This is a genomic window from Arthrobacter sp. BG5 (assembly GCF_056680155.1).
Window position 1 is genome coordinate 1,133,682 of record NZ_CM155268.1, and the last position, 12,657, is coordinate 1,146,338.

At 68.2% G+C, this 12,657-nt stretch carries 9 protein-coding genes; 1 reads left to right on the top strand and 8 read right to left on the bottom strand.

The window, feature by feature from the left end; all coding sequences use genetic code 11:
* Positions 1–103 precede the first annotated feature (103 nt).
* From guaA to AC1MBE_RS05145, 6 genes are all read right to left on the bottom strand, one after another.
* Positions 104–1,693 (bottom strand): glutamine-hydrolyzing GMP synthase, encoded by a 1,590-nt coding sequence (guaA, locus tag AC1MBE_RS05120; protein ID WP_479781277.1) that lies wholly within the window; start codon positions 1,691–1,693, stop codon positions 104–106.
* A gap of 94 nt (positions 1,694–1,787) precedes the next feature.
* The gene (locus AC1MBE_RS05125; RefSeq protein ID WP_479781279.1) at positions 1,788–2,300 is read right to left on the bottom strand and encodes a DUF3817 domain-containing protein; all 513 of its coding nucleotides are present in this window, start codon (positions 2,298–2,300) and stop codon (positions 1,788–1,790) included.
* A complete protein-coding gene (locus AC1MBE_RS05130; RefSeq protein ID WP_479781281.1) occupies positions 2,297–3,154 on the bottom strand; it encodes an SURF1 family protein in 858 nt (285 codons plus the stop codon). The genes AC1MBE_RS05125 and AC1MBE_RS05130 overlap by 4 nt, the downstream gene beginning before the upstream one ends.
* Before the next feature lie 63 nt (positions 3,155–3,217).
* Positions 3,218–3,706: a PTS sugar transporter subunit IIA gene (locus tag AC1MBE_RS05135; protein ID WP_479781283.1), complete on the bottom strand. Its 489-nt coding sequence runs from the start codon at positions 3,704–3,706 to the stop codon at positions 3,218–3,220.
* A gap of 63 nt (positions 3,707–3,769) precedes the next feature.
* Complete coding sequence (locus AC1MBE_RS05140) at positions 3,770–5,521, bottom strand: glycerol-3-phosphate dehydrogenase/oxidase (protein WP_479781284.1); 1,752 nt, start codon at positions 5,519–5,521, stop codon at positions 3,770–3,772.
* A gap of 91 nt (positions 5,522–5,612) precedes the next feature.
* Positions 5,613–6,749, bottom strand: a complete 1,137-nt coding sequence (locus AC1MBE_RS05145; RefSeq protein ID WP_479781286.1) for a GuaB3 family IMP dehydrogenase-related protein — start codon at positions 6,747–6,749, stop codon at positions 5,613–5,615.
* 272 nt (positions 6,750–7,021) lie between these two features.
* Here AC1MBE_RS05145 and AC1MBE_RS05150 point away from each other — a divergent pair, with 272 nt between their 5' ends.
* The gene (locus AC1MBE_RS05150; RefSeq protein WP_479781288.1) at positions 7,022–8,923 is read left to right on the top strand and encodes a S8 family peptidase; all 1,902 of its coding nucleotides are present in this window, start codon (positions 7,022–7,024) and stop codon (positions 8,921–8,923) included.
* A gap of 188 nt (positions 8,924–9,111) precedes the next feature.
* Here the strand turns inward: AC1MBE_RS05150 and AC1MBE_RS05155 are convergent, their stop codons facing one another.
* On the bottom strand, positions 9,112–10,953 hold the full coding sequence (locus tag AC1MBE_RS05155) for an ABC transporter ATP-binding protein (RefSeq protein ID WP_479781290.1): 1,842 nt from the start codon (positions 10,951–10,953) through the stop codon (positions 9,112–9,114).
* Positions 10,954–10,976: 23 nt separating this feature from the next.
* The gene (gene guaB / locus AC1MBE_RS05160) at positions 10,977–12,488 is read right to left on the bottom strand and encodes an IMP dehydrogenase (RefSeq protein WP_479781292.1); all 1,512 of its coding nucleotides are present in this window, start codon (positions 12,486–12,488) and stop codon (positions 10,977–10,979) included.
* Positions 12,489–12,657: the final 169 nt, after the last annotated feature.

Genomic DNA, 12,657 nt, shown 5'->3' on the forward strand with positions numbered 1-12,657 from the left:
CCGCAACACTGGCGCACGCCAAATTCATGGGCAAATTGCTTCGGCGCCGCGGTCCGGGCAAAAGCAAATGGCCGGCCTCAAACGAGGCCGGCCATTCACGCCGTTATTCCCACTCGATGGTTCCCGGCGGCTTGCTGGTGACGTCCAGCACGACGCGGTTCACGCCGTCGACTTCGTTGGTGATCCGGTTGGAGATCCGGGCCAGCAGGTCATAGGGCAGCCGCGACCAGTCGGCCGTCATGGCATCCTCGGAGGACACCGGGCGCAGCACGATCGGGTGGCCGTACGTGCGGCCGTCGCCCTGCACGCCGACGCTCCGGACGTCCGCGAGCAGCACAACGGGCATCTGCCAGACCTCGTTGTCGAGGCCGGCCGCGGTCAGTTCGGCGCGGGCGATGGCGTCGGCCTTGCGCAGCAGGTCCAGGCGCTCCTTCGTGACTTCGCCGACGATCCGGATGCCCAGGCCCGGACCGGGGAAGGGCTGCCGGCCGACGATTTCCTGCGGCAGGCCCAGCTGGGCACCGACGGCGCGGACCTCGTCCTTGAACAGGGCACGCAGCGGTTCGACGAGTTCGAACTGCAGGTCTTCGGGCAGGCCGCCCACGTTGTGGTGGCTCTTGATGTTCGCTGCGCCCTCGCCGCCGCCGGACTCAACGACGTCGGGGTACAGGGTTCCCTGGACCAGGAACTTGATCTTTTCGCCGTGCGCGGCGGCCTCGGCGATGATGGCCAGTTCGGCTTCCTCGAAGGCGCGGATGAATTCGCGGCCGATGATCTTGCGCTTGGTTTCCGGGTCACTGACGCCGGCCAGCGCGGCCTGGAAGCGGTCCTGCTCGTTCGCGACGTAGAGCTTGACGCCGGTGGCGGCGACAAAATCGCGTTCCACCTGCTCGGCTTCGCCTTCGCGCAGCAGCCCGTGGTCCACGAACACGCAGGTCAGCTGGTCGCCGACGGCGCGCTGGACGAGGGCGGCGGCCACGGCCGAGTCGACCCCGCCGGAGAGCCCGCAGATGACCCGGGAATCGCCGATCTGGGCGCGGATCCGCTCGACCTGCTCCTCGAGGATGTTACCGGTGGTCCAGTTCGGTTCCAGCTTGGCGCCCTTGAAGAGGAAGTTCTCCAGGACCTGCTGGCCGTAAGCGGAGTGCTTCACCTCGGGGTGCCACTGCACGCCGTAAAGGCACCTTTCCTCGTTGGCGAAGGCGGCCACGTCGGCGCCCGCCGTCGTCGCGAGGACCTCAAAGCCTTCCGGCGCCTCGTGCACGGAGTCGCCGTGGCTCATCCAGGTGCTCTGGTGCTGCGGCATGCCCTCGAGGATGGAGCGGCCCTCGCCGATGGTGGTGGTCTCGGTGGCGCCGTACTCGCGCAGGCCGGTCCGGGCCACCTTGCCGCCCAGGGCGTTGGCCATGGCCTGGAAGCCGTAGCAGATGCCGAACACCGGGACGCCGGCTTCGAACAGGTCGGCGCCCACGCTCGGGGCACCTTCGGCGTAGACGCTCGCGGGGCCGCCGGAGAGGATGATGGCGGCCGGGTTCTTGGCCAGCAGCTGCTCGGTGCTGTAGGTATGCGGAACGACTTCCGAATACACATTCGCTTCCCGGACGCGGCGGGCAATCAGCTGCGCGTACTGGGCACCGTAGTCAACAACCAGCACGGGCCTGTGGGACGTCTGGGATGCAGTGGGAGTGGTCACCCTCCTAGCCTACTTTGCGCCCCCGCTCCCCCGCACATCGAGAAGCCCCGGGTAAGCGAACTCACAAGCCGGCGTGCCGCCGCTTGCCTGGGGCTCAGTAGCGCTGCGGCGCCTGCGGGTTGGCGGCGAGTTCGGCCTCCACCTCGGCGTGGAATTTCTTCTCCACGAAGAAGGACAGGAAGGGCACGACGCCGCCGAGGGCCAGGATGACGAGCTTGGCGAACGGCCAGCGCATCAGCGACCAGAGCCGGAAGTTGGACATCAGGTAGACGACGTACATCCAGCCGTGCACGATCAGCACCGCCACGGACAGGTTCACTCCGCCGATGACTCCCGGCGGCTCGGCGTCGGCGAAACCGAAGCTGAACGGCTGGCCGGTGACGGCGTTGGTGCCGCCGGCGAAGAGGTACTGGCCGAAGACGTAACGGGCGACCAGCTCTGCGCAGAGCAGCAGCAGCATGGAGCCGGTCAGGTAGGCGAGCACCTTGTAGAACTTCAGGGCGGAGCGGATCTGCGCCTCGGTGCCGCCGAAGCGGCGCTTCTTGCCGTTGGCGCTTCCCGTTCCGTTGGACTGCTGCGGCTGGATGGCCGGCTGGGGCTCGATCATGATTGCACTCTCGGATTGGTTGGGTCGGTCTCGGGGGAATCGGTGCTGTGGGGCGGGCCCGCGGCCAGCCGGGCGGCCGCTTCGTCCTGGGCGTCTTCGAGGCCCCGGCGGTAGTCGTCCTTGACCAGGCGCCACCAGATGAAGAGCGCGAAGCCGGCAAAGACCACCCACTCCGCGGCGTAGAACAGGTTGAGCCAGTTCACCGTCTGGGCGGGCGGCTGCGGAGCGATGTTCAATGGTTTGATGGCTCCGGAGGCGGCCACGTCGGCGCTGCCGGAACGCTCCGCGCTGGCGGCGACGAAGCCGGGGTAGCTGCTGACGTCCCAGAGGTTGATGAGTTCGGCGACGGAGACGGCACTGGCGCGCCCGGGGCCGGCGTCGGTGTTGGGCAGCGGCGCTTCGGACGGGATCAGCCGCCCGGTCAGTTCAACGGTGCCCGACGGCGGCGCCGCGGCGTCCGCGGCGTCCGCGACCCAGCCCCGGGCCACGGGGATCCAGGTCTGCGGGGAGGCTCCGGCGCCCGTCAGGGCGGGTGCGCCCTGCACCGCGAAGGCGGAGACGATCCAGAACCCCTTGGCGCCGTCGTTGATCCGGCCGGGAACCAGGACCTGCTTCTGCGGGTCGTACCGGCCGCTGGCGGTGACGACCTGATCGGCCACCGAACCGGGGAAGAACTGCCCGGGCTTCAGGACGGCGGTCAGCGGGCGGGGCTCCTCGGTGCCTGTGGAAACCGGCGCCTCGGCCCGTGTGGAGCGGCCGAACTGCCACTGGCTCAGCAGCACAAAGACCCCGGAAATCACGATCGCGAACACAAGGCCTGCGATCCAGCGGGGTTTGAGGGCGGTTTTCAGCACCCCTTAACCGTACTTCGTCCGCCTGTAGAACAACGAAACGGGCCTGTAGGCCTGCCCCAATTTTCAGTGGTCGAAGAACACCAGGCTGGAGTTGATCAGTTCAGAGATCACTTCCGGGTCGTAGGCCCGGCGGAGCGACTCCCGGAAGGATTCCTTGGACAGCGAGCGCGCCAGGGTGGCCAGCACCTCCAGGTGGTCCGAGAAGGAACTTGCCGGCGTCGCGATCAGCAGGATAACGGTGGCCGGGCCGTCGGCCGCGCCGAAATCCAGCGCCTTGCCGTACTTGGTGATGCCGACCGCGATCGAGGTGCGGGAGACGAACTCGCTGCGGGCGTGGGGCAGGCCGACACCACCCGGCAGTCCGGTGGCCAGCTGGTGCTCGCGGGCGTTGACGTGGCCGAGGAACCCTTCCAGATCGGAGATCCGGCCGGCCTCGTATATGCGTTGCGCGAGTTGGGCGGCGGCGTCGAACTTGTCCTCCGCGTCCAGCTCCAGGATCACCATCTGCGGCGTCGTGAGGTCGGCATCGTACCGGTCCAGTGGTTCCGCCAAGAGGTGTCCCTTCGAAGTGTCGTCGGTGCGCGCCGACCGCTGGTGCGCCGGACGGCAGCCCGGTCAGCGCAGCGGAACGATGTCCTCGACGCCCAGGCGTGCGGCGTCCGCGGATTCGTCGTCCGGCTGCTCCTGGCTCAGCCGTTCGGCGTCGACCCGGGCCAGGTAGTGCTTGATTTCGCTCTCGCGCTGCGCATCGCTCCAGCCGAGAACCTCACCGATCAGTTTAGCGACTACCGGCGCGGCGGACACACCGCGGTCCCACGCCTCGATCGAGATGCGGGTGCGGCGGGTGAGCACGTCCTGGACGTGGCGGGCGCCCTCGTACCTGGCCGCATACACGGCCTCGGCCGCCAGGTAGTCGTCGGCTCCGGGCAGCGGCTCGGCCAGTTCGGGGTTCTCGCCGATCAGCGCCAGCACCTCCGGCGCCATGGAGCCGTAGCGGTTGAGCAGGTGTTCGATCCGCGCGACGTGGACGCCGGTTTCCTCCGCCATCCGGTTGCGCTTGTTCCAGGCGGCCTTGAAGCCGCTGGCGCCCAGCAGCGGAATGGATTCGGTGCACGACGGCGGGACGCGTTCGTCCATGCTGCGGGTCGCCTCGTCCACGGCGTCCTTGGCCATGACCCGGTAGGTGGTCCACTTGCCGCCGGCCACGACGACGAGGCCGGGCACCGGATGCGCCACGACATGTTCGCGGGACAGCTTGGCCGTCGAGTCGTTTTCCCCGGCCAGCAGCGGCCGCAGCCCGGCGTAAACGCCCTCAACGTCCTCACGGGTCAGCGGCCGCTTGAGGACCTTGTTGACGTGTTCGAGGATGTAGTCGATGTCCTTGCTGGAGGCCGCCGGGTGCGCCTTGTCCAGGTGCCAGTCCGTGTCGGTCGTGCCGATGATCCAGTGCCGGCCCCAGGGAATGACGAACAGCACCGATTTCTCGGTCCGCAGGATCAGGCCCACCGTGGATTGGAAACGGTCCCGCGGCACCACCAGGTGGATGCCCTTGGAGGCGCGGACCTTGAGCTGGCCGCGGTCGGTGACCATGGCCTGGGTCTCGTCGGTCCAGACGCCGGTGGCGTTGATGACCTGCTTGGCCCGGATGTTGAAGCTGGTACCGTCCTCGTGGTTGACCACCTTGGCGCCGACGACGCGTTCGCCCTCCCGCAGGAAGTCCACCACCGCCATCTGGTTCACCGCGTGCGCGCCGTAATAGGCCGCGGTGCGCACGAGGTTCGCGACGTACTTCGCGTCGTCGACCTGCCCGTCGTAGTAGCGGATGGATCCGACGAAGGCGTCGTCCTTGAGGCTGGGCGCCGCGCGCAGGGTGCCGCGCCGGCTCAGGTGCTTGTGGAACGGGACGCCGCGGCTGTGCCCGCCGGTGATGGACATGGCGTCATAGAGGGCGATGCCGGAGCCGACGTAGGGCCGCTCCACGAACCGTTTGGTGAGCGGGTAGAGGAACGGGACCGGCCGGGCAAGGTGCGGGGCGAGGACCGAGAGGATCAGGCCGCGTTCGTGCAGCGCCTCCTTGACCAGCGCGAAGTCCAGCATCTCCAGGTACCGGAGGCCGCCGTGGATGAGCTTCGAGGACCGCGACGACGTTCCCGCCGCCCAGTCGTTGGCCTCCACGATGGCCACGCTCAGGCCGCGGGTCACGGCGTCGAGGGCGGCGCCGGCGCCGACAATGCCGCCGCCGACGATCAGGATGTCGAGTTCCTTGCCGGGCTCCGTGGTGGCTTTGAGAACCGCCAGGGACGCCTCGCGTTCCGCGGGTCCGAGTGCGCCGCCTGCCTTGGGAGCCCCACCGGGAAAACTGTTCATCTCACGCCTCCATCCGGATCAAACCTCGTAGTGCACCACACTACTTCCAAGTTCTCCGGTTGGGCAGGGCCTGGGCCGGCCCGCGCAGCGCCTAGTTTCCGGCGTAAGGCGAGACGACGACGTCGACGCGCTGGAATTCCTTCAGGTCCGAGTAGCCGGTGGTCGCCATCGAGCGGCGCAGCGCGCCGATCAGGTTCGAGGTGCCGTTGGTGTGGTGGCCCGGGCCGAACAGGACCTCTTCGAGGGGTCCTACGGTACCGACGTTGGCCCGGTCGCCGCGGGGAATTTCGAGGTGGTGGGCCTCCTGGCCCCAGTGCCAGCCCTTGCCGGGAGCCTCTTCGGCGCGGGCCAGGGCGCTGCCCAGCATCACGGCGTCGGCACCCATGGCGATGGCCTTGACGATGTCGCCCGAGGTCCCCATGCCGCCGTCGGCGATCACGTGCACGTAGCGTCCGCCCGACTCGTCCATGTAGTCCCGGCGCGCGGCCGCGACGTCGGAGATGGCGGAGGCCATCGGCGAGTGGATGCCCAGGGCGCGGCGGGTGGTGCTGGTGGCTCCGCCGCCGAAGCCGACCAGCACGCCGGCGGCTCCGGTGCGCATCAGGTGCAGGGCCGGGGTGTAGCCGGCCGCCCCGCCGACGATGACCGGGACGTCGAGTTCGTAGATGAACTGCTTGAGGTTCAGCGGCTCGTGGTCCTTGGAGACGTGCTCGGCCGAGACGGTGGTGCCGCGGATCACGAAGATGTCGACGCCGGCGGCCACCACGGTTTTGTAGTGTTCCTGGGTGCGCTGCGGGGTCAGGGAGCCGGCCACCGTGACGCCGGCGGCGCGGATCTCAGCCAGCCGCGAGGTGATCAGTTCCGGCTGGATCGGGGCCCGGTAGAGCTCCTGCATGCGGCGGGTGACGGCCGGCCTGTTGGTCTCGCTTCCCAGGGCGGCGAGCTGGTCCAGGACCGGCTGCGGGTCCTCGTAGCGGGTCCAGAGGCCTTCCAGGTCGAGGACGCCGAGGCCGCCGAGGCGCCCCAGCGCAATGACGGTGTCCGGGGACATCGCCGAGTCCATCGGCGCGGCGATGACCGGCATGTCGAACTTGTAGGCGTCGATCTGCCAGGAGACGGAGACGTCCTTGGGATCGCGCGTACGGCGGTTGGGGACGATCGCAATGTCGTCCAGGGAGTAGGCGCGACGCCCACGCTTGCCACGGCCAATCTCAATCTCGTAAGTCACGTGCCCACTTTACTTGACCCTGCCCCGGACCCGGCATTTGGCCGCGCCCCGGTCCCGCGGTGGGCCGGGGGGCCAGCGGGGGCACGCCGCCGGAGGGGCCGAAGCGGTCCCGGATAAAGCGATAGTGGACACTGAGTTGACAACTTTTGTCAATAGTTTACAAAACGTGAAAATGCCCTTACGTTTACTTTCGGCCGGCCGGAGGTTTAGCCGGAGGCCTCCACACCCCGTTCCGGGCATTCCGCAATGCCCGGTGATAGAAAGCAGAACCCATGGGAAGTGCATCACTCAGGAAGTCCCGCGTCCTGGCCCTGTCGCTGGCCGCCGTCGTCGGCACCATGACGCTCGCCGTCACCCCGGTGGCCGCCGCCCCCGGCACCGGACCGGTCGCGGCGGAAAATGTTCCGGCGCCGGATGTCAACGCCGGCGAGGCGTACACGCAGTTCATCGTCAGCTTCAAGAAAACCGCGGGCAACGCCACGCCCGGCGGGCGAGCGAACGCCTGGGGCAAGGCCGCGAAGCAACAGGGGGTCAGCGTGCGGGAACTGCGCGCCCTGGCCACCGGCGGAACCCTGATCGCCTCGGACAAGGCACTCTCCGACCAGGCGGCCAAGGACTTCATGGACGCGATCGTCGCTTCCGGGGCGGTCAACGCCGTCGAGCCCGACGCCCGGATGACGGCGGTCTTGACACCGAACGACACCCGCTACGCGGAGCAATGGGACTTCACCGGGGCCAACGGCATGCGAATCCCCGGCGCCTGGGACGTCTCCACCGGATCCGGATCCACCGTTGCCGTGATCGACACCGGCATCACGGCACACCCTGACCTGGACGCCAACGTGCTGCCGGGCTACGACTTCGTCTCCGACGCCACCGCGGCGCGGGACGGCAACGGCCGCGACTCCAACGCCCAGGACCAGGGCGACTGGTACGCCGCCGGTGAATGCGGCCAGACTGCGGCCGCCAATTCCTCCTGGCACGGAACCCACGTCTCCGGCACCATCGCCGCTGTCACCGGCAACGCCGCGGGCGTGGCCGGGGTAGCGCCGAACGCCAAGGTCCTCCCGGTCCGGGTTCTGGCCAAGTGCGGCGGGTCCCTGTCCGACATCGCGGATGCGATCATCTGGGCTTCCGGCGGCACCGTCTCCGGCATCCCGGCCAACGCCAATCCGGCCAAGGTCATCAACATGAGCCTGGGCGGCTCCGGCGCCTGCGGCACCACCTACCAGGCGGCCATCGACACCGCCGTCTCGCGGGGCACCACCGTGGTGGTGGCTGCCGGCAACAGCAACCAGGACGCCTCCGGCTTCCGCCCGGCCAACTGCAGCTCCGTGGTGACGGTCGCCGCCAGCAACCCCAGCGGCACCCTCTCCTACTACTCGAACTACGGCGCGACCGTGGATCTCACCGCCCCGGGCGGTGACACCAGCGTCAGCGGCGGCGGCATCCTGTCTACGCTCAACACCGGAACCACCACCCCGTCCGCGGCGGGCTACGCCAGCTACCAGGGCACCTCGATGGCCACCCCGCACGTCGCGGGCCTCGTGGCGCTGATGAAGTCCAAGTCCGCCGCGCTCACCCCGGCGCAGGTCGAATCAACACTCAAGCAGGGCACCCGGGCCATGCCGGGCGGCTGCACCAAGGGCTGCGGCGCCGGCCTCTCGGACGCCACGGCCACGATGGGCCTGCTCGGCGGAACCACTCCCCCGCCGTCGGGCAACCTGCTGCTGAACCCCGGCTTCGAAAGCGGCCCGGCGTCCTGGACCTCCGATCACGCGGACACCTTCGAAACCGGCACCAACGCCCGGACCGGCAGCGGCTTCGCCGGACTGAACGGCTGGGGCCAGTCGACGTCGTACCGGCTGGACCAGACCCTCTCCATCCCGTCCTCCGTGAGCGGCTCCAGCCTGTCCTTCTACCTCAAGACGCTGACCGACGAGACCACCACCGCGACCGCCTACGACACCCTGAAGGTCCAGGCCGTCAGCGGCGGCGTCACCACGACGCTGGCCACCTACTCCAACCTGAGCAAGTCCACCGGGTACGTGCTGAAGACCCTGGACCTGTCCGCGTTCAAGGGCAAGACGGTCACCCTGCGCTTCCTGGGCGTGGAGGATTCCTCGCTCAAGACCTACTTCTTCGTGGATGACACCTCGGTGACCACCTCGTAGCAGCAGGCCGTGCCGGCAGGAATGGGCATGTCCTCCCTTCCCGGGGGGACATGCCCATTCTTTGTGCCTTCGAGTGGGCATGGGGCCACTATGTCCACCGGACGTCGCCGGCGGAGGGCATGTCCCGCGGCTCAGGTCGCCGGCGGAGGGCATGTCCCGCGGCTCAGGTCGTCGGGTTCAGGTTGGGCTCAGACGCCCTCGGCCTCATCCACGGCCAGCTGCGATTCGAACATCCGGAAGTAGCGGCCGCGCAGGGCCACAAGTTCCTTGTGCGTGCCCTGCTCAACGATCCGGCCGTCCTCGAGCATGTAGACGATGTCCGCCTTTTCGATCGTTGCGAGCCGGTGGCTGATGGCGATGATCGTGCTGCTGCGGTCGGCGAAGAGCCGGGTGAAGATCCGGTGCTCGGCCAGGGCGTCAATCGCCGACGTCGGCTCGTCCATCACCATGAAGGACGCGTCCCGGTAAAAGTTCCGGGCCATCGCCAGGCGCTGCCACTGGCCGCCCGACAGGCCGCTGCCCTTCCGGCCGCGGGGGTCCTCCATCCAGTTGCTGACGTGGTTGTCCAGCCCGTTGGGCAGCTTGTTGATGAACTCGAGGGCCTCCGCGTCGGCCGCGGCCCGGCGGATCCGTTCGTCGTCGCGCGGTGCGTCAACGTCGCCGAAGAAGATGTTCTCCGCGGCGGTGGCGAATTCGTATTTGAGGAACTCCTGGCTGAGCACCGCCAGGTGGCGGTGCCAGGACTTCACGTCGACGGCGGCGAGGTCGACGCCGTCGAGCAGTACCTGGCCCGAATCCGGGCGGTAGAGCCCGGCGAGAATCCGGATCAAGGTGGATTTGCCGGCCCCGTTCTCCCCCACCACCGCGATGTGCTGGCCCTGCCGGATGGTCAGCGAGATGCCCTTAATGACTTCCAGGTCGCTGCCGGTGTAGGTGAACCGGATGTCCCGCAGCTCCACCGTCCGGGGCGCCTGGAGCAGCGGCGGCGCGTGCTCGGAATGCACCGGCAGCGCCATGAACAGCTCGTAGTCCTTGAGGTTCGCGAGGTCCTCGTCGATGGAACTGAGCGATGAGACCAGGCTGTTGGCGGTGGAGAGGGCGCGGCTGACGATCTGCTGGACGTAGAGGAACTGGCCCACGGGCTGGGCTCGGGCGATGATCTGGCCCACCACCCAGATCAGCGAGACCACCTCGGCACCGTACTGCAGGGCATCGGCGGCGAGCTGTTTGGGGATGTAGCGCTTCTGGAAGTCCAGCCGGCGCTTTTCGTCCGCGTCCCGGAGCCGGGAGCGCAGGCCCATCAGGTAGCGGACAATCCCGTAGAGCCGCATCTCGGCGATGTGCTGCGGGCGCAGCAGGTTGGTTTCGATCATCCGGCGCTGCCGCCGCGAATCGACCTGGGTGTTCCAGTGCGCAATCTGTTCCCTGGAAAGCTTGAACTGCAGGTAGACGCTGGGCACGATCGCGACCAGCACGATCACCGCGATCCACCAGCTGACCAGCATCAGCGCGCCGATCGCCAGGACCACTGAGACCAGTTGGGTAAAAATCGCGGCGATCCGGTCCAGGACCCGGGCGTAGGAATCGGAGAACCTCTTGGCCCGGTCGTACAGGTCCACGGTCTCCTTGTCGTCGTAGCGCCAGAATTCCAGGGCCAGGAATCGCTCGTACATCAGGTCCCCGACGATGGCTCCGACCCGGAAGCTCATCAGCTGCTGGATGTAGCGGTCCACACTGCTGAACGCCCCCCAGAACAGGCCCAGCGCCGCCGTGATGACGACGTAGACGATGGCCTGCTGCCCGGCCGCGGCGTTACCCGCGTAGGCGGCCGCCAGCGCCGTCGTGGTCAGCGCGGCGAAGTAGGTGGTGACCAGCGGCAACAACGCCGAGATCAGCGAGCCCACGACTTTCATCACGACGGCGGCGGGCGAGGCGCGGAAACTGACCCGCAGCACCTGCGCCACCGCCCGGGCGTACGGCCGCAGCGCCAGTTTGCGCCTGGGCTCGCGGGCGGGCAGGAGTTCGGACATGACGACTGGTCTCCCGCTGGGGATTAGCGCGAACCGTAGTTCGGCGCCTCCACGGTCATCTGAATGTCGTGCGGGTGGGATTCCTTCAGCCCGGCCGGGGTGATCCGGACGAACTTGCCGCGGGCTTTGAGCTCGGCGACCGTCGGCGCGCCGGTGTAGAACATGGTCTGGCGGAGGCCGCCCACCAGCTGGTAGGCCACCGAGGACAGCGGGCCGCGGTAGGCCACACGGCCTTCGATGCCTTCCGGGATGAGCTTGTCGTCGCCGGAGACGTCAGCCTGGAAGTAACGGTCCTTGGAGTATGAGGTGTTCTTGCCGCGGGTCTGCATGGCACCGAGCGACCCCATCCCGCGGTAGCTCTTGAACTGCTTGCCGTTGACGAAGATCAGGTCGCCCGGGGACTCGTCACAGCCGGCCAGCAGCGATCCGAGCATCACGGTGTCGGCGCCGGCAACCAGGGCCTTGCCGATGTCTCCGGAGTACTGCAGGCCGCCGTCGGCGATCAGCGGAACGCCGGCCGGGATGGCCGCTTTGGCGGATTCGTAGATGGCGGTGATCTGCGGGACGCCGACACCGGCCACCACACGGGTGGTGCAGATGGATCCCGGGCCCACGCCGACCTTGATGCCGTCGGCACCGGCGTCAATCAGGGCCTGCGCGCCTTCGCGGGTGGCCGCCTGGCCGCCGATGATGTCCACGTGCGCGGCCACCGGGTCGGATTTGAGCCGGCGGATCATGTCCAGCACGCCCTGCGAGTGACCGTTGGCGGTGTCCACGAAGAGGGCGTCCACGCCGGCGTCGATCAGGGCCATGGCACGCTCCCAGCCGTCCCCGAAGAACCCGATGGCGGCGCCGACACGCAGCCGGCCCTCGTCGTCCTTGGTGGCCAGCGGGTACTGCTCGGCCTTGGTGAAGTCCTTGGTGGTGATGAGGCCCTTGAGCCGGCCCTGCTCGTCAACGAGCGGGAGCTTCTCGATCTTGTTGGTGGCCAGCTTGTGCGAGGCTTCCTCGCGGCTGATGCCGACGTGCCCGGTGACCAGCGGCATCTTGGTCATGACATCGCTGACCAGCCGGATCGGGAAATCCGTTTCCGGCACGAAGCGGGTGTCGCGGTTGGTGACGATGCCCAGCAGGCGCATGCCCTCGTCCACGACCGGCAGGCCGGAGACCCGGTAGTGCGAGCAGATCTCGTCCAGCTCGGCCAGCGTGGCCTCGGGGCCGATGGTGAGCGGGTTGGTGATCATGCCGGACTCGCTGCGCTTGACCCGGTCCACCTGGTCGGCCTGGTCGGCGATCGAGAGGTTCCGGTGCACGACGCCGAGGCCGCCCTGGCGGGCCATGGCGATGGCCATCCGCGACTCGGTCACGGTGTCCATCGCGGCGGACAGCAGCGGCGTGTTCACGGTGATGCGCTTGGAAATCCGCGAGGAGGTGTCCGCCTCGGAGGGGATGACGTTGGTGTGCCCGGGCAGCAGCAGGACGTCGTCGTAGGTCAGGCCAACAAAGCCAAAGGGGTCGTGTTCGGGCTGGGTCATGAGTGCGCCTCTTACCTTGGGTTTCCGGGGTTCACGGGTAGGGGTTGCAGCAGATGACCAGCCCGTCATTACGGGCATGGCCTGTGCAGAAGTGTTGTGTAAATACTAGAACCTTGGCGGCAATCCCCATATTCCGGGCAGCGAATGTGAGCAACGGCATCCGCCGTAC